General features: G+C 33.6%; 15 protein-coding genes. 7 read left to right on the top strand and 8 right to left on the bottom strand.

Annotation, left to right across the window (positions count from 1 at the left end):
* Nucleotides 1-810: 810 nt before the first annotated feature.
* The 3 genes from ACP6PM_RS03120 to pdxA form a co-directional block, all read right to left on the bottom strand.
* A complete protein-coding gene (locus ACP6PM_RS03120; protein WP_426581753.1) occupies nucleotides 811-1,590 on the bottom strand; it encodes a hypothetical protein in 780 nt (259 codons plus the stop codon).
* Between the two features lie 1,098 nt (nucleotides 1,591-2,688).
* Nucleotides 2,689-3,129 carry a hypothetical protein gene (locus ACP6PM_RS03115; RefSeq protein ID WP_426581752.1) on the bottom strand — a complete coding sequence of 147 codons (441 nt, stop codon included), beginning with the start codon at nucleotides 3,127-3,129 and terminating at the stop codon, nucleotides 2,689-2,691.
* A gap of 430 nt (nucleotides 3,130-3,559) precedes the next feature.
* A complete protein-coding gene (pdxA, locus tag ACP6PM_RS03110) occupies nucleotides 3,560-4,600 on the bottom strand; it encodes a 4-hydroxythreonine-4-phosphate dehydrogenase PdxA (protein WP_426581757.1) in 1,041 nt (346 codons plus the stop codon).
* Nucleotides 4,601-4,647: 47 nt separating this feature from the next.
* Between pdxA and petM the strand changes: the two genes are divergently transcribed.
* The 7 genes from petM (at nucleotide 4,648) to ACP6PM_RS03075 (ending at nucleotide 12,314) form a co-directional block, all read left to right on the top strand.
* Nucleotides 4,648-4,749, top strand: coding sequence for a cytochrome b6-f complex subunit PetM (gene petM, locus ACP6PM_RS03105; RefSeq protein WP_063823346.1), 102 nt, complete (start codon nucleotides 4,648-4,650; stop codon nucleotides 4,747-4,749).
* A 425-nt stretch (nucleotides 4,750-5,174) separates the two neighbouring features.
* Nucleotides 5,175-6,152 carry an SDR family oxidoreductase gene (locus tag ACP6PM_RS03100; RefSeq protein WP_426581750.1) on the top strand — a complete coding sequence of 326 codons (978 nt, stop codon included), beginning with the start codon at nucleotides 5,175-5,177 and terminating at the stop codon, nucleotides 6,150-6,152.
* A gap of 600 nt (nucleotides 6,153-6,752) precedes the next feature.
* Nucleotides 6,753-7,670, top strand: a complete 918-nt coding sequence (locus ACP6PM_RS03095; RefSeq protein ID WP_426581748.1) for an NAD(+) kinase — start codon at nucleotides 6,753-6,755, stop codon at nucleotides 7,668-7,670.
* A gap of 802 nt (nucleotides 7,671-8,472) precedes the next feature.
* Nucleotides 8,473-9,168 (top strand): response regulator transcription factor NblR, encoded by a 696-nt coding sequence (nblR, locus tag ACP6PM_RS03090; protein WP_426581746.1) that lies wholly within the window; start codon nucleotides 8,473-8,475, stop codon nucleotides 9,166-9,168.
* Nucleotides 9,169-9,341: 173 nt separating this feature from the next.
* Nucleotides 9,342-9,866, top strand: a complete 525-nt coding sequence (locus tag ACP6PM_RS03085; RefSeq protein ID WP_426581744.1) for a DUF192 domain-containing protein — start codon at nucleotides 9,342-9,344, stop codon at nucleotides 9,864-9,866.
* Between the two features lie 1,521 nt (nucleotides 9,867-11,387).
* Nucleotides 11,388-11,615 carry a DUF2949 domain-containing protein gene (locus ACP6PM_RS03080; RefSeq protein ID WP_293102196.1) on the top strand — a complete coding sequence of 76 codons (228 nt, stop codon included), beginning with the start codon at nucleotides 11,388-11,390 and terminating at the stop codon, nucleotides 11,613-11,615.
* 423 nt (nucleotides 11,616-12,038) lie between these two features.
* The gene (locus ACP6PM_RS03075; RefSeq protein WP_426581759.1) at nucleotides 12,039-12,314 is read left to right on the top strand and encodes a hypothetical protein; all 276 of its coding nucleotides are present in this window, start codon (nucleotides 12,039-12,041) and stop codon (nucleotides 12,312-12,314) included.
* A gap of 311 nt (nucleotides 12,315-12,625) precedes the next feature.
* On the opposite strand, the gene ACP6PM_RS03070 is transcribed toward ACP6PM_RS03075, so the two are convergent.
* The 5 genes from ACP6PM_RS03070 to trpC form a co-directional block, all read right to left on the bottom strand.
* The gene (locus tag ACP6PM_RS03070; RefSeq protein WP_426581742.1) at nucleotides 12,626-13,783 is read right to left on the bottom strand and encodes a pyridoxal-phosphate-dependent aminotransferase family protein; all 1,158 of its coding nucleotides are present in this window, start codon (nucleotides 13,781-13,783) and stop codon (nucleotides 12,626-12,628) included.
* 587 nt (nucleotides 13,784-14,370) lie between these two features.
* Nucleotides 14,371-14,559, bottom strand: coding sequence for a transposase (locus ACP6PM_RS03065; RefSeq protein ID WP_426581755.1), 189 nt, complete (start codon nucleotides 14,557-14,559; stop codon nucleotides 14,371-14,373).
* A gap of 1,254 nt (nucleotides 14,560-15,813) precedes the next feature.
* Nucleotides 15,814-16,050: a DUF5340 domain-containing protein gene (locus ACP6PM_RS03060; protein WP_363274412.1), complete on the bottom strand. Its 237-nt coding sequence runs from the start codon at nucleotides 16,048-16,050 to the stop codon at nucleotides 15,814-15,816.
* Between the two features lie 254 nt (nucleotides 16,051-16,304).
* Nucleotides 16,305-16,607, bottom strand: coding sequence for a hypothetical protein (locus tag ACP6PM_RS03055; RefSeq protein ID WP_426581740.1), 303 nt, complete (start codon nucleotides 16,605-16,607; stop codon nucleotides 16,305-16,307).
* A gap of 1,178 nt (nucleotides 16,608-17,785) precedes the next feature.
* Nucleotides 17,786-18,679, bottom strand: a complete 894-nt coding sequence (gene trpC, locus ACP6PM_RS03050; RefSeq protein ID WP_426581738.1) for an indole-3-glycerol phosphate synthase TrpC — start codon at nucleotides 18,677-18,679, stop codon at nucleotides 17,786-17,788.
* Nucleotides 18,680-18,743 lie beyond the last annotated feature (64 nt).

The raw sequence follows: 18,743 nt of genomic DNA, 5'->3' as shown, positions 1-18,743 counted from the left end.
CTCCTGTCTCCGTTTTTCATGCTACATTTTGTCGTGCGGAATGTAGGTTTTAACATCACTTCTAGTTACTGTTCCCTCTGTTGAATAGGCAAACGTATAAAGCAAATAAAGCATTTGTTCTGTCGAAATTTCTGTCATTATTCCCTCTTATTAATTTGATTAATCAATATATTTAAAACTTGCGAAAATTCTGTAGTTAAAATTCATAAAATAGTCATGTTGCTGAATTAAACAAAATAGATTTATAACTGTGACATAGACTATCTCCACAGCTTATCAACTAACAATCAACCTAAATTTTCAATTTTATCAGAGACGACTCATTCTGATGAATATTTTTTTGAATAAGCTCAATTTTTATTTGAAATTATTTAACTATAAAATAACTTAGTTTACTCAAAATCCCTAAGTTAAAAGTAATTCTTACAGTTATTGTTATTAGTATTAAAATTAATTAGTCAAAATACAGGTTAGGAGTACCTTTAACACTTGGATATTCTCTAGATAATATTTGTTGTCACCATCAAATTATATAGAAGTCAAAATTTATCTTTTGCCACTATAGCACTACAAAAAAAGTGCTATAACATTGATAAAATTGAAATCTTTTACAACTAATACCAATTCCCAAAAATAATGTTATACTTCCTCAACACTTCAGTTATTAAGTAATCAATAAGGTTCAGCAATCTTTTGAACGATTCTAGAAAAAGAGCGAAGATATCTTATACCTAATAACCCTACTCCCTACTCCCTACTCCCTCCTCTGAATCAGGTAAAGCCGATCATAGAATAGCTACAGACAAATCTTCATTCCATATCTCCATGAAATACAGTTAATTCTTGACTAAAAGATTCTCCAATTAGTTTGTAAATCTCTCTTAAATCTTCAGCTTCAAATGACTTAATTAACTTTTCTGCTGCCTTTTGAGAATTCTTAGGAACTACTACCCATAATTCTTTATTTAACTTACCTTCTGGTTGTTGTTCCAACCAATTTTTCACCGCAATTCTTCCTGATTCAGTAATTTGGTAAAAACCTCTCCCACTTTTTTTTGATTGTTCCAACCATCCCAAATGTTCCCATCGTTTTCTCCATAGTTGAGCAGTGCTATGAGCATAATCTAAGATTTCTCCTATTTTAGATGCGTTTAAAACTTGATTATCTGGGCAAGCTTCCACAAGTTTTGCGAATTTATGAAAATAATTTGATGGATTTCCTAAATCTTTAAGTGGTTCTTCTGGTATCTCAACTTTTTTTGTTTCAGTTGATTCTAGGGATCTAATTAATTCTTCAATTTCTTTTGGTTCACAACCTAATCCATAAGGTGGTTGAGCATGACATAATTCTTCATAGCTATTAAATGATTTTCCTTGCTCATCAAGTAATTGTTGATAAGCTACTGGTTGTTTCATTAATTCACGCCATGCTTTTAATTGTTCTGGATTAGCAACTATACTTTTTTTCAGAACAGATTGTAGTTTTAACTTAATCGCAAGTGCCCATTGTGGTGTTCCAGGAGTTGTGCTAATTCCTCCTGTTTTCCCTAAAGTTTCATAATCCATTTTTCCCTGCATAGAAAAGGACATTTTCTTCTAGGTTATCTAAGATAATTTTTGAGTTTTTAAGCATTTAATTTTTTTCTAGCTCATACTTTAATAGGTATATTTTTAGGTATTAATTTTTTCCTATATTTCCTAATTTTTTTCCTAGAATATGAGCTGAAACAAAATTTGATTAGCAAGTATTTTTACCTAAAAATAAAATTTATCGGCTTCTTTATACTAGCTATTTGTATATTTTCTATTTTAGATTATAGATTCACTAAGTCAACTACTGTGGGAACAAGTATATTATCTCGGCCACTTGCTCCCAAATTAAAGTAACGCAAGCTATTCGCAATTTCATATTGATGGGACTCAAAGGCAGTCATAAAATGGCGTTGAATCTATACAGAGAAAATTTTCAGTGCCAAAGTGTATATATTAGGTTTCATAAGGTATAGCACTTGAAGCAAAGGCGGTGAACATTACTAAATTGTAGCGAATCTTTGCGTAGCATCCCGTAGGGAAGGATGAACGTAGAAAAAATTCACTCAGAAGTAATCTCTGAGTTCTAAGTTCTGAGAGAGGGGATTTCTCAAGAGTGAGAAACTATAGTACTTATAGGTTAGAGATTCAATAAAATAGTCATAATTGACGACAAAATTTACTTATGAAAAAAACTATCAAGATATTAGAATTTCATGGTATTTTGACCCAAATTAAAATTAGTGATTTTCATAGAAATAACAACCATGTTAACAGCAAGTATTCTGGATTTATAGTTGATTCAGAAGATAATTTCAACTATTGAGACATTTTAATAGATTGGGAAATTAAAATTGATGGATTAAATTTTAATTTAAAGCGTACTTTTCATAAACCTGGTGATTTTCATTTTTCATCTCCGTTAGATTGGATTTTAACAATAGATTTTGGGATCAAAAATGTTGGTTAAGGTACACTTTCAAGAAAGATAAATTAGGAATTACTTTTGAGGACGAACATGGAAGAGCAGACTCTTATATTTATCAAGATTATTTAGCCATTATTATGGAAAGCAAAATGACAAAGTAACTGTGTGAAAAAGTTTCATGGGTTAGCATTTCGTGGGAGTAATAAATTCATCAACATCTTAAATAACTACTACCTTCTGTAAAACCATTTATATAAATTGATCTTTTTGGATTTAATATATTTCTCTGTTTTTTTAAATTTTTTTTCTAACTTGAAACTATCTTTAATATAGAGAGGATAGCATAAAAATAGACTAATAATATGACCCCCTGGATTTCGATTAGGCCCTATTCTTTCATGGGTTCTTAAACTTAAATCTAGATTGTAGGCACTTAGTTCATCTAAACCTGTTTCAACTATTAGATATGAAAAATTTTTAAATCCTTCTTTTATAATACCTTCGTATAGTGGTGCTTTTTGATTTTTATTTATGGCATTTACTATGTGATTTATGATTCTTTTTTCAACATTTTCACTAAAGCCTACATATTCTTCTATATTTATCTTGAATTGAGAGTTATGGGTTATCCAATAAACTGAATACTTTTGTTTATTACTAAAGTTTAACATTGCTGGAAAAAACTTAAATAAGTTTGATTTTTAACATACATATTTTAGTCCTAACCCCTATCCAAAAATAGTTTTGAGCTACTGTCACCCCTTAAGGTAGAGCAAGTTTAATCAACTACATTGCCTTTATACCAAGCCTTTTAGTTAAAGCCTCCCCTACAATTTTTTTCAACATTTAATTTATACCAATTCCCCAAAATAATGCTATATTTAGGTAATACTTCAGTTATTAAGTAATTAACACAAGCCAAATAATTTTTTTGGTAATTTGAGCAAATTTAATGTGAATTATTCTTATGTTTACTTCTCGCTCTCGGAGGTTTCATGCAACGTCCCTAGCCTCCTGGGAGGGGTTAGGGGTGGGTCCCCTACTCAATAAAATGTAGAAAAGTTTTTGATAAATGGTATTAATGGTATTAGATATACCCACTTAAATTCTTTGTAAAATTAACTCTTTCCCTAACTGTATTGCTGCTTTCATACTCGTAGCATCAGCAATACCTTGACCTGCTATATCAAATGCCGTACCATGATCCGGAGAAGTCCTAATAAATGGTAAACCAATCGTAGTATTAACAGCTAAATCAAAAGCCATTAGTTTTACCGGAATTAAACCTTGGTCATGGTACAGTGCTAAGTAAGCATCGTAAGTCTTTGCTGGTAAACCTAACCAAGCTTGACCAGGTTTAACCCACATCGTATCCGGTGGTATTGGTCCATCAAGCTGTATATTCGGTCGGCGATCGCTTTCTTTCTCCAACCAAGGAATTAACCAATCTATTTCTTCCGTTCCTAATTGCCCATTTTCTCCACTGTGAGGATTTAAACCAGCAACAGCAATTTTTGGTCTAGAAATGCCAAAATCCTTGTGTAAACTTTCCACCAGTAATTCTAATTTCCAACTCATTAACTCTGGTGTTAAAGCCATTTGTACTTGACTTAATGGTATATGTGTGGTAGCTAAAAGGGAACGAAGTACAAAATTACTGTGGGGCGAACGGGCAACAAATAACATTCCAAACTTTTTGACTCCTGCTTTTTCTGCTAAAAGTTCCGTTTGACCAGGATATTTATGACCAGCCATCTGCCAGCAAGTCTTGGAAATAGGAGCAGTGACAATACCTTGAAACTCTCCAGCTAGAGTCTGGGCAATCCCCTTCTCCATGTAACAAAAACTTGCTTCTCCACTCGCAGCATTACCTATACCCAAACAAATATCTTCTAATTTTCCATCAAATTCTACATCTAAAATTTTTAAACTTTCCCAATGAACAAGCTTTTCCAGAGATAGTTGTTGATAGGTTTGTTCCAAAATTTTACGACTGCCAACTATTGTCAAATCACAACTTTCTGTCACCCTCGGATCTGCTAAAGCCTTCAGAACTACTTCTGGCCCTATACCTCCAGGGTCTCCCATTGTCAATGCTAAACGAGGAATTGTCTTTTTTATTTTACTTACAGGTGTCTTCATCATGGCTTAAAATACAGATACAAAATGTATAGGAGTATTTTAAGAACATGAGTGGTGAGATTTTCAATGCAGCAATTTTGTCTTTTTCGGTAATCTTGATTGGTTTAGCAGGAGGTTTCCTCTTACTTAAATTACAAGGTGGCGAGTAATTAGAGTTTGCGGAAAAAGTCTTTTTAAGGAGTGGGGGAGTAGGGCTGGGCTCATTCTTTGTCGTCAGAGAATATTGATATGAAATACAAAAAAATGTGCTACTCCCCATCTCCCCATCTTCCCAGTGCTTTTTTTGTATAATTCTTGTTATGGCAAAGTTTGACCATTTTTTTCTAACGCACCATTTGAAGGTGTGTCAGTCTACTGGCGCGTCAAGCTTAAAGTAGTGGAATAGATTTTTGACTAAAAGCTTTGAAAAATTAGTATCCTACCATTTTCCCAAAGTAATATTTAAGGCTTGACACGGCACTACTACAAAAAAATTAAAGATATAAATATCACTCAAAATATTAAGTTTTGTAAAAAAATGAGATAAACTTGCTAAAGTGATGAATGACTCTTTAATATAAGTAACAAAACTTTTATGAAACTATTAATTTTAGGGGCTACTGGTACTCTTGGTAGACAAATAGTACGTCGCGCCCTAGATGAAGGTTATGAAGTACGCTGTTTAATCAGAAGTTATAGTAGAGCATCCTTCTTGAAAGAGTGGGGAGCCGAACTAATAGGAGGAAATCTCTGCAAGCCTAAAACTTTGATACCAGCTTTGGAAGGAGTTGATGCAGTAATAGATGCTTCAACTTCAAGACCAACAGACTCTCTGAGTATTAAACAGGTAGACTGGGAAGGAAAAGTCTCACTAATTCAAGCTCTAGTAGCTCAAGGTGTAGAACGTTTCATATTTTTCTCCTTTTTAAATGCAGAAAAATACCCCCAAGTTCCTCTTCTAGAAATTAAGCGATGTACAGAACTTTTTATTGCTGAATCTGGCTTAAAATACACAATATTAAAACCCTGTGGCTTTTTACAAGGATTAATAGGTCAATATGCAGTACCAATTTTAGATAAGCAAGCAGTCTGGGTACCTGGTCAAGGAACAGCTATTGCATATATGGATACTCAAGATATTGCTAAATTTGCAGTCCGCTCTCTTTCAGTTCCTGAAACAGAAAATAAAAGCTTTCCAGTAGTAGGACCTCGTGCTTGGGATGCCAATGAAATTATTCGGATGTGTGAACGACTTTCGGGAGAAAAGGCCAAAGTAACTCGCACTAACATTAACTTATTGCGTATATTCCGTCAGTTTACCAGGTCATTTCAATGGGGTTGGAATGTGGCAGATAGGCTAGCTTTTGCAGAAGTATTAGCTAGTGGTCAGCCTTTAACAGCTTCAATGGATGATGTTTATCCTGTATTTGGTATTAATCCTGAAGAAATAACTACCCTAGAGTCTTATCTACAAGAATACTATAGTCGAATTATGAAAAAATTGAAGGAAATAGAATACGAGCAAGCCAAATCAGGAAAAACAACCGCTAAAAATAAACCTTTCTTTTTCTAAAGCTTCTAACACCAATTAAATTTAAAGATGTCACAAATAGTTTCAAACTATACAAACTATAATATGTGAAATAATTTCCTGAAATTACTTGAGCGTCAAAGTTCTGATTCTATAATATCTGACTTTTGACTTCTGTGAAACGGTATAATAAACGTTGTACATAAATATAGTCATATATAGTTAAATATAGTCTTTTGTCTCCATAAATTTGGGCAAACATTGAGATAATCTAACTTTGTCGGTAATATATAGAACATCAAATGGCCTCAAGAGTCAGCGCTCTGATTTCAATAGGGTGAAATTCCTGGGCTGACACGCTACCTCTAGACACATAAGAACCTACGTTCAAGCCTCTGTCAGTAAGTCCCAAGCAGAAATTGAATCAGGGAGATAATCATGCAAAGAGGAAAAGAAAAAGCAGCTCCCTTTTGTCTTTGACCATGGGATAGAGGAGCCAGTGAGTTGGGCGGGTCTCCCGACTTGAATCAACTGGCGTGGTGTTGTAGTTCACCCAGTCAGGGTAAAACTGGCAAAATAAGGATATGTCTTATGTGACTATATTGTTATGAACTATAACCACCCTGAACTAGATTTTTTCGAGTGTCAAAAATAGGAATCATTTATAACGATACTAAACCCATAGCTTGTCGCATAACTAATGAATTAAAAGACAAGCTAAATGCTGATGGCTATGATGTTCATGTCACCATTGGGGCGGAGGGAATTTTAGGTTCTCCTCATCTAGAACGTCCTGTATGTCATACTCCGATAGACCAGCTAGTTCCTTCTGGCTTTACAAATGATATGAAATTTGCCATTGTCTTGGGAGGAGATGGTACTGTTCTATCTGCATTTCGTCAAGCAGCACCTTCCCATATTCCACTTTTAACTGTCAATACAGGTCATATGGGTTTCTTGACTGAAACTTTTGTCAATCAGTTATACCCAGCTATTGAACAGATTCTAGCAGGAAACTATGAAATAGAAGAACGGACTATGCTAGAAGTACGTCTGTTCCGAAATGATGAGTTATTGTGGGAAGCTCTTTGTTTAAATGAAATGGTTTTGCATCGGGAACCGATGACTTGTATGTGCCATTTTGAAATTAAAATTGGTAGGCACGCTCCTATAGATATTGCTGCTGACGGTATTATTATTTCTACTCCGACTGGTTCTACTGCTTATTCTTTATCTGCAGGTGGTCCTGTTGTAACTCCAGGAGTTTCAGTTTTACAGCTCTCACCTATTTGTCCCCATTCTCTTGCATCCCGTGCTTTGGTTTTTGCTGATACTGAGCTAGTAACTGTTTTTCCAGCAAGTCCAAATCGTCTGATGATGGTTGTAGATGGTAATGGAGGATGTTACGTTCTGCCGGAGGATAAGGTACGGGTGAAACAATCAAAGTATAAAGCACGTTTTATTCGACTCAAACCACCGGAGTTTTTTCATATTCTCCGGGAGAAACTGGGATGGGGACTACCACATATTGCCAAGCCAACTTCTGTGGAACTGCCTTAAATTGATATACTTTCCGGTAAAGTTCAAAACCTGCAAAAAACTTGGTTTCTCTGGTACTGTGTAGTTGATGCTTAGAGTTTTTATATGCACCAGCATTTCTGTGGAAAAACCTATAACTCTAGTTTTCAAGGTATCATATATCAGTTAAATAACTAAGTTTTTATAGAAGTTGAATACCTTTGCACTTTTTTGAGTATAACACAAAATCCCCACTTTCAAAGGTAGGGCTGTTTCATTCTTGGTTAAGACTAATTCAGAGATAGAAGAAGATAGGGAAAATGTCCAGCTCATAGTCTTAATTTTAGCTTTACTTAATCGTCTTTTGCTTTCTCTTGGCCTATAATATCTGATTGTCCTCAAATATTGCCTTAAAGTAGTTACAGTAATTTAGGAATGAGAATTAAATAAAGTCCAGAATTGTTTTTAAGTACTCACATACATGATAGGGAGCTTAGGCAATTCAACTTGTTTAAATAATAAAATCCTCATTCTTTAACCAAATTTTCAGCTTTTTTGCCTGACTTCAAGATTATTTCCCCCTAACCCCATCTCCCTATCATCAATTTATACAACTTTGCTTGATTTTGAAACATCTTTGCACCTGGGTTTAAGAGGAAGGTTTTAAACCCAATTCTTCAGTAAAGGTAGGATTTTAATCTGCTGCTTGCTGGTTTTCATCCCTGGTTTAACAACACCTTTCTCTCATTTTTTGTAACAATTCTCAGTGCTAGACTAACTTAAATATGCTAAAAAAATCAGGATTATATCGAGTAACCTAAATCTAATATAAGTGAGTCTTAGTATGAGTACCCTAACTGTTGACCAAAATCGTTCTGTCTTAATAATAGAGACTGATGAAATTCTAGCCCAATATGTGAGCCTGGACTTAAAAGAGTCCGGCTATCATCCAATTGTTGCTGCTAACTCTAGTTTAGGTCTTCATAGAGCTATGGAGCTTCAACCTGCTCTAATTGTGATTGATAGAATGTTGGCTGGGGAATCTGGACTATCGTTGTGCAGTAATCTGAGGAAAATGGGTAATAAGATGCCCATGTTACTTTTGATGGCTCGCGACCAAGTTGAAGATCGTGTTGCTTGTCTAGAGTCTGGAGCTGATGATTATTTTCTCAAGCCTTATCGGAGTGATGACTTTTTAGAATTAATTAGCTTTTATTTGCAACCTAGTACGTTAGACAAAGACCAGTTGAGATTTGGGAATTTAGTTTTGGACTTGGGTGGTCGGCGGGTCTTTTGTCATGGTCGTAGTATTGAGTTGACTATGAAAGAATTTGAGCTGTTAAAGTTTTTAATGGAGCATCCTCGCGAAGTCTTGAGTCGTGAACAGATTTTGGAAAATGTTTGGGGTTATAATTTTTTAGGTGAGTCTAATGTAATTGAGGTGTATATTAGATATTTACGGCTGAAAATTGAGCGAGAAGGTGAGAAGAGATTAATTCAGACTGTCCGTGGTATTGGGTATGTTCTGAGAGAAACTTAGAATGATATTTCAATAATTGATAATTGATAATTGATAATTGATAATTACCTCTCCCTAAAAGCAAGAGCATTGATGCGCTAGGGAAAATTTTTTCTTGTTTCTCCTTTAAAGGAGAGGCTTTAAACCTTTGTTATTCGGTAACTAGAAGTTATTAGAAAATTTGAGATTCTGTTATGGGTAAGTTTGGTCTATTTAAGTCTGGAATAATTCTGTTTTTGGTTGGTTGTTTACTACAAATAACATTTGTTAAAATTTCACAGGCTATTAGTATTCAAACACAAGTTCAACACCCATCAAATTTTCAGGTATCTCAGCAAGGCCAGGTATTGCCAATTACGGCTCAAGCTCAAATATCTGGTCAAATAATTAATTTGGAGGTGGCGAAAACTCCTAAAGAGCAAGCAATGGGTCTGATGTACAGAACTGAACTAGCTGACGATCGGGGAATGCTATTCTCTTTTGACCCACCTCGGAAGGTTAACTTCTGGATGAAAAATTGCAAAATATCTCTTGATATGATATTTATTCGGTCTGGTCTAGTTAAGGCGATCGCTCTTGATGTTCCTCCTTGTTTAGCCGATCCTTGCCCTTTGTATGGATCTGGTGTACCAGTCGATCGAGTTATTGAAGTGCGGGGAGGACGTATCACGGAATTAGGTTTGAAGGTTGGAGATCGAATAATAATTACTAAAAATTAGATACTCCGAAAAGTTTATATTAAATAGAAAAGAATAAATCCGCAGTAAACACAAGAAAAATAGGAATAAAATAAACTGCGACTTTTGTCTGATATATAGTCAATTAAATTGGCAAGATTCAGAAGTTTTGAATTTTAGGGAACAGCTTAACAGGGAATAGGGAATAGGGAATAGGGAATAGGGAAGAGAAAAAATATTGCATCTCATTGAATATGAGAACTTATATATCCTCATCTATAAACTGCGACTCCTAGAAGAACGAAATTCTAAATTATGTTGACAAAATTTAAGAAAACTTTTTATTATTTTACTTCCTAGGTATATACATCAAGATTATGGTTTGCTATACTATAATACCAAATTAAGTTTATCAACCTAATGTTTTGTTGATTCAAGGGAAACCTTGCCTTGTTGATAGTCTATGTCTTTGACTTGATTTAATTGGTGTGAGAGAGATCGAATTCTGTGCTGGTCTAAAAACTTAGTGATATGTTTTTATGCACATAAATAACTACAAAAAATTGTTTGTATTGTAAGTAAAAATATAATATACAAGCATTCGAGTAAAGTTATTGTAGTTATTGTATAATCAAATGACTTGATCAAGGTTCGCCTCATAAGTGGTAATAGTTTTAATCAAACACAACTACTTAAACCCTATATTCTAACTGCTTATGTTTTTTGACTTAAGTAATAATTCAATAGGAAATTTTCTGTAATTTTTACTAGCAGCAATAGTAAGTTAGTTTTAACTAACTATCAGCTAAAATTGGGTCTTTACTGATTGCTAAGTCCTGATAGTTAACCGCTATTCAAAAATATTTTGTTCCAGCTAAGTCAGGTTGTTTGAGAAGGTTAAAACATCCCCTTTCAAATCATTGAAAAGTTAACTTCTTTTTCAGCTTCAATGTATATATAACACTACCGATTAAAGTGTTTGATACTTGTATAAACTGAAAGTCTAATTGTAGTAAACTTTTACATGACTCTATTAAGTGCATAACTGTCTTCCGCGTAGCAGTATATATTTTGAGGAATTATAATTTCACTAACATTTATCTTAACTACTACCTGATTTTGCGGAATAGCAAAGGTGACTTATGTAGATCCAAACCGAAGGAAGCTAAAGCTATCTTGTTGTTTTGATAGCTAACTTCCAGCTTTTGTTTAGTTCATCAAAAAAGTTTTTGAATTTGGTTCAATACTATTTCTTTCTAACAATGCACTCAATAATTATCGCTCAAACCTGATTACACAGACTATTCTCATCTTTTATTAAGTGCAACTTAATGGAGAAATGATATAAAAAATTTCGATCTATAGAACAGATCAAAAACTGGCTGATACTAGCTTTATACACAAAAATATTGACTTTATGATAGTCAATAATTACTTAGTCAAGGTAAAAATATTAATTCCATTGACTTGCAAATTCTCTCAAATATGTAACGTATGTATTTTATTAAAAATAAGAGTTACACAGAAAATGGTCTCTTAAAAAAAAGGAGGTGAACAGAAATTATGACATCAACAAACTATGCTCGCTTTATCAATTTTTTGCAAAATGAATTATCTATTTCTTCAGCTTCTATAGCAGTTGCTGAACGAGCTAGTGTTACTTCAGAATTACCATGTCCTCAACCAGACTCTAATGCTTTGTCGATGATTTTGTGGCAATACGGTTTAGTTACTCTAGAACAATTAGACAAAATATTTGATTGGCTACAAAACACTTATGATTTCAACTAAAGTAAGCATTCAGCTATCAGGTATTAGCCATCAGCTATTATGTACTGCCAAATTACGGTTCCCTTAACTGCGAATTCATTTAAACCTCGCCTTTTAAGGTGAGGATATGATTGCTAAAGGGCTGACTATTACTAAGAGCTGAATGCTTACCAACTAAACATAAATGTCACAACTACTATAAATAGCAAATGCAAGTATAATTAGGGCTTGCTGATTAAATTTAAAAAACTTAGACAGTAAGGATTTAAGGCATTTTTAATCAGAAATAATCAGAAATTGTGCCCTCTTTTCAGCTAAAATATACCAAAAATGAGGCATCTATTTGCACAAGCGATGTACAGAAAAGTGGGCTAACCTGACACTGCACTAGAAAATTTTGAACTGCCGTTCAATGGCCAATTATCCCCAGGTAATCGTTGGATAATGATGGCTAGTTTAATTCCTTGGTCTGAATTTGAAGCCGAATATGCGATTAATTTTTCGGCGTTGCATTATCAAGGGATGATTTTGATATGTATCCAAAAATTTAGCCCGATCAATCAAAAGTTTCAGATGCGTGCAAATTTAATTATCATCCCACAACTATGGAACGCCAATTTTTCAGAGGAGAGAGTAGCACCAGCGTTACCTTTGAGAATAGCACTGGGAGCCTTAATAATTAAAGAAAAACTAGGGATAACTGATAGGGAAAGAATATAACAAATTAGGGAAAACCCTTATTTACAATACTTTTATACCTTTTTGGAGAAAAAACTGTTTTTGCGCTCTATTTAATCATTTAAACTTATAGTTGAGTGAATGATGATAATAAAAAATTATCATCAGTTTTTTTTGAATAACAAGTCAACCATTTTGAGATTTATTCAGCAAGCCCTAATTAAAATACATTTCAACCCGATAAAAATAAAAATAGTAAAATTTGGTTTTTCAAGATGTAGCTAGTAGTAAACACTCAATCTAACGATCAATATCTTCACAATTTACTACTAACTACCAAACTGCCAATTTAATTATGATTCAGTTAAAACTTTAGAAGCAGCAGTTACACCTACCCCTGAAGTAAAAGATTCATATCCCAACTCTCCCAAAGTAGATTCTAACGCAGCGATCGCATTGAGAATGTCTCTTTCGCAGACAAAGCCTAAATGTCCAATGCGAAAAATTTTTCCTTTCAGATGGTCTTGTCCACCAGCTAAAGCAATATCAAAACGTTTTTTCATAATAGCCCGCACTTTTTCTGCCTCTACTTCTGGTGGAGGAGCAACTGCTGTAACAGCAGAACTAGCTACTGCATCTGGACCTAGTAATGGCAACCCTAAAGCCTTTACTGCTGCACGAGTTGCATTCTTTAAACGCTCGTGTCGAGCGAAAATATTTTCTAATCCTTCAGTCTGCATCATTCTAAGTGTAGCTTGCAAAGCAAAGAATAGATTTACTGGTGGGGTAAAGGGTGTAGTATTTTTAGCTGCATCTTTACGATACTTACCTAAGTCGAGATAGTAACGTGGTAACTTTGCTGTTTCATAAGCAGTCCAAGCTTTGGCTCCCACTGCCACAAAGGCTAAACCAGGAGGTATCATGTAGCCTTTCTGAGAACCAGAAGCAACAACATCAAGACCTAACTCATCTACTGGTAAGTTTACAGCCCCAAGACTTGTGACAGCATCTACTATAATTAAAGCTTCACCATGAGCTTTAACATAATTATTAATAGTTTCGATATCATTCAAAACACCTGTAGAAGTTTCGCTATGGGTAAGAATGACTGCTTTAATTTGCTTGTCTTTATCCGCTTCTAACTGTTGACGAAATTCTTCTGTGTCTAGAGGTTTGCCCCACTCTGCATTAATCTTCTCAACATTGAGACCATAAGCTTTGGCCACTTCTGCCCAGCGATCGCCAAATTTACCATTACATCCACATAGTACTTGATCGCCAGGACTCAGGAAGTTAATTATACCTGCTTCCATAGCTCCAGTCCCACTAGAGGCTAAAATTAGTACATCATTTTTGGTTTGATGCAGCCATTTGAGGTTTTCTGTGACCTCTGCCATAATTTTGGAAAAGTCACCACTTCTATGGCCTATTGGATGTTTAGCCATTGCTAGTAATGCTGTTTCTGGCACTGGAGTAGGCCCAGGAATCATTAACATCAGTTTATCATCCATTTTTTTGTTCCTTTGTTGTGTTTTACTCAATCGGTGTCTATGTTCATTTATACAGAAATGTGTCGCAGAAAAAGCTTACTTTTTCTTTAAGATTCCTGAATTTTTAAATTTGGAAGATTTGGGAAATTTTAGTATTTTATTTTTTTATTAATTCTGGAATAGTTATTGAATCTGAAATTATTAATTTTTACCTAATTTTTTTACTATAGTTAAGGCTTTGAATCAAGTCTAAACACTTAATAAAACCCTACCCTTGAGAACGAGTTATGCTCAAATTTTTGAGGAAAATTATTGATTCATTTCTTGGCAATTATTTTCTCCCAATTTCCTCATACGATTTCTCCATGAAGTTGCGCTTAATAAAATATAACAGCTATTAGTAAAATTCAGGTTTAGGTAATAATTATTAAGCGCATTGTTACAGATAAATGGTATCAATCCCGACTACACATAATGCTTCAAGAATAGAATCATATTCTGTACAAGAAGCAATGTCTTTTTGACTAAATCCAGCTAATATATTTATCAGGATTATTCGTATATATTTCCAAGGAATTGAAAGCTTGATTTTTCAAGAATTTTTTCATCTATTTCCATAGTCTTTCAATGGGATTAAGTTCAGGACAATAAGGAGGTTTGAATAGTAAAATAATGTTATCAGGGATAGATAAATCATTCCCTAGATGCCTTCGCCCGTTATCTAGTTCAATGATATGAATCTCATCAGGATATGTTTGAGAAAAAAGCTCTGAAAATTTTTCGCTCGCAAGGGGTATCTAGATGACTAAATTCATAAAAAAAGGAGTCTCCTGTTTTTGGTTCTACTAAACCATAAAGTCATAAATATTCAAAGAGCCATTGATATAAGCCAATAGGCTTAACACTGCAAGCAGTAATGACTTTACCTGTTATAGTTTTTAATCCAATTATAGTTTTCCTACGGAATGCTGCGCAAACATCTTGACACCAATAGCGAATTAGTAGTTAATTTTCCGAATATTTATTTATTTATTAATTAACTTAATCTTCTGTTCTAGTTGATATGATAGTTTTTTTATAGCGGTTTTCACAAAGGTAGACTACAAAATTTATGCCCTCTGCCTTCTGCTTTTTATCTTTAAGCTAAAATATCTTTATTCTAAATTAATGAAAACTGCTATAAGTTTTCTTGAGGTTCTTCCTGTATGTTTTATGTGCTTTGGAGGTGGAACTTTTAATTTACTTTTTAATTTATATCTGACTAATTGATGAACTGTTAGACAAGACAGATTAATGTCAAAACAAGTTGTTAACCACAGTTGAATTTCACCATAGCTTTGGAACATTGAAAATAAAGTCCAGAAGTTGAACTTTTATAGTGAAAGGTTTGGCTAAACTTAAAGTTCAAAAATATTCTTGAATGTTGGCTTTAGGAACCAAAAACTTGTTCAGCAAACCTTGGTTAGTATAGTCATAAGTCACCAATTCGGGAGTGATATTTTCAAAGGCTTCGATTTCAATTTTGGTATTACTAAATTCAGTAAAACTAATTTAATATTAGCTGTTGCATAATCATTGTATGAATTATAAATATTCACCCCTTATACCAATTTTATAAATTTTTGCTACAAATATTTGGACTGTTTCTAGTAGTCAATAGTCAATAGTCAGTAGTCAGTAGAAGCAGTTTTTATTATCATTTTTTTCTATGAAACAATCTATTCTAGTAAATTTGCATCTGACTTAAACTACTTTGGTTGACTAAAATATTCGTAACATTCTTTTTTCACGCTTGGTATTACACTACTTATTTACTAGGCATTTTATTACAACCTCTTCTGACTCCCTATCCCTAATTTTACGCATCATACCCGGGCTTCACCAACACCGAATATTGCTATAGCAATACTAAATTAGTTGTGACAATTTTGATAATAGTCAATTTGAACTGAAAAGCTTGAAAATTATGACTCCTGAGTTCTGACTCCTAACTACCACCAAAATATTACAACTGTGCAGAGGATTCCTATATATCCGTTAATATTTTTCAGCTAATATTTTTCAGCTTCATTAAGAGACCAGTGATATTCTATTGGTAAATTTGCTTGTTTACAATTTTCCTCTAATTGTTTTTGCAGTGCTAAAGCTTTTCTAACTGTCACAATAAGTTCTTGAACTTTTTGATACTCTATTGTCTGATAATCTACTGCCAAAATCGTCTTTTTTTCTAATAATTGAAGTAGTAGTTCATAATGAATACGAGAGGGGACTGGTATTGGTTCCATCATAAAATAGCTGTTAGGTACTTTTATTATACCAATTTAAAGAAATAATGTTACAAATAGTATAGACAAGGAAAAAGTAAGAGACTGTTTGTCAAATAAGTATTAAGAAACTTGTTTAAAAACTAAATATTAAAGCTTTAATCAGGCCAAAGATAGAAATTCGGCTAGTTGAGAGGGTCTCGCTATTCATACTCCTACTCCTAAAATTATGTTCAATAATTAATAATTAATAATTAATAATTAATAATTACCTCTTCTTAAAACAGATAGGATTGGTTAAAAGGAATTTTTTGGTTGTCTTGGTCGATTGGATATGGGGAGGAGACCTCGCCATCCCATCCTACGGACTGCTCCGCAAACGACCGCTTTTTCTCCTTGAAAGGAGAGGCTTTAAACCTTAATTTTTCGGTAAAAAATAGGTGATAAATCTTTGTATCTTCGCCTATTCCCTGTTCCTTATCTTCTTTTTTATATTTCCTGATACATTCAATCTCTAATAACTGAAGTTGGAATAAGCCAGAAAAAAAGCAAGCAATAAAATGGTATATTTTCTCACTCAATTAGATTAATGAGTGTTTTACCAAAAAATAGCAATTATAATCAAGATTCTCTATTATTTGTGTAAGCATTCAGCTATTAGCAGTTAGCATTTCCTACGTCATGCTGCGCAAAGCAAACAGCTTTTGAATGTGAATCATAAAAAATATTTACTATGAATAGCGAATACAATAGACATCTCCGGAAAAGAGGGAACAGGGAACACTTAACAGGGAACAGGAAGAAAGAATAGATAATTTCTGGATGATAATTGATTTGATTTTTAATTTTCACCAGATGTCTAATGTGTGAAAAAAGAATGTGATGAATAAAAAGAGTAATTGAAAGACTTTACATGAGATGTCCCCTTGACTAAGAAGAGAAATTCTGCCCTAATAAAAGGTATTTATAGCGGTTTTCACAAAAGTAGACTACAGAAAAAATATAAGTATGTTTGAAGTTCAATAATTACAAACCTAATAGCTGTATTCTATGTTAATGAAAACCGCTATAAGTTATTGATTTGGGGACTTCTAGAAACAACATAACTATTTTTAGCAAACATTTATCACCCTTGGTATAAGGTCTCCAAATGTACTTTGACCGAAACTTGAAAATAGGACTTCAGTCTCTCAATACTGCCTTATAAATTCATTCTGTATGAAACTAATTGCTGATAGCTAAATACTTATAAGTAGGTGGGTTTAATTATCCGTAAAATAGCAATGGAAATTAAAAACTGTTAGAACCCTTTGATAACTTGCTTCTGGGTTCTTTTTCATATTTTTTGTTTTAACGTTTATTTATGCCTACCTACTTATTATTTCTTATTTGTAGTAAAAATTTATCAAAATGGTATTATACCAATTACCATTCATTAATGTTATATTTAGGCAACACTTCAGTTATTAAGTAATTAACATAAGTATAATAATCTTTTTGCTAATTTGAGCTAATTTGAGCTAATTTGAGCTAATTTAATGTTAATTATTCTTATGTTTACTTCTCGCTCTCTGACGTTGCATGCAACTACTCCCCCTCCTGGGAGGGGTTAGGGGTGGGTCCCCTGCTCTGAAATAGATAAAGTTTTTGAGAAATGGTATTGGATTACTCCGTTTTTCCCAATCAAACTTTGATTGAACTTTAGAGGTAAATAGCCAGCATATCAACTATTTTGCTCATTCAAAAAGACACATTGCTCTCAAGCTTGCTTTTCAGTAAATAGCTCTAACAATGCTGTACCTGGATTTGCTTTCTTCATTAAAGATTCACCGATTAAAACAGCATTCACACCAGTATTTTTAACAATTTTAATATCTTCAGGTGTATGTATTCCTGATTCGCTTACAACTAATATTCCAAGTTTTTTTAAATCTTTATTCCTAGCTTCCATCAGCTTACAAGTTGTTTGTAAATCCACTGAAAAATCTGTTAAGTTGCGGTTATTAATTCCAATTAACTTAACCCCATCTATTTGCAATACCCGATCTAACTCTTCGAGACTATGAACCTCAACTAAAGCTGTCATTCCTAAAGCATTAACTATCTTGATAAAATATTTTAAGTCTTGGTCTGATAAAATTGCTGCAATTAACAATACAGCATCAGCTCCGTATAAACGAGCAAAGTATATTTGATATGGATAAATCAGAAAATCTTTACAAAGCAGTGGTAAATCAACATTTGCTCTAACATTTCCTAAATTTTCAAAGCCACCTTGAAAAAATTTTTTGTCTGTAAGAACCGAAATACAAGTTGCACCATTTTCCTGATATGCTTTGGCAATAGCAACTGGTTCAAAATCTTCTCTAATTACTCCTTTACTAGGAGAAGCTTTTTTCACTTCAGCTATTACAGCAGGTTGAGTTTTGCCTGCTGATAATATAGTCAAAAAATCTAGAGGAGGAGGCATTAAGTTGATCTTTTTTCTTAACTCAATCAAAGGTTGTCGATCGCGCAGATAATCTATCTCTTTTTCCTTATACCAAACTATTTCCTCTAGAATATTTTGAGCCTTTGACTCTGGTACAGAAACTTCATAGCGTAAGTTGCCCATTTCTACGGCTGGGTTTGGCTGACGACGACGAATTTGCATTTATCTGAAATAAATTCCTAGGTTTCAATAATGTTTACTTGATACTCTTCAGCTTTTTCAAGAT

The organism is Dapis brunnea BLCC-M229, from assembly GCF_050015995.1.
GTDB lineage: Bacteria > Cyanobacteriota > Cyanobacteriia > Cyanobacteriales > Microcoleaceae > Trichodesmium.
Note: the sequence above shows the minus strand (reverse complement) of the source record. Positions and strands in the feature narration are given on the sequence as shown.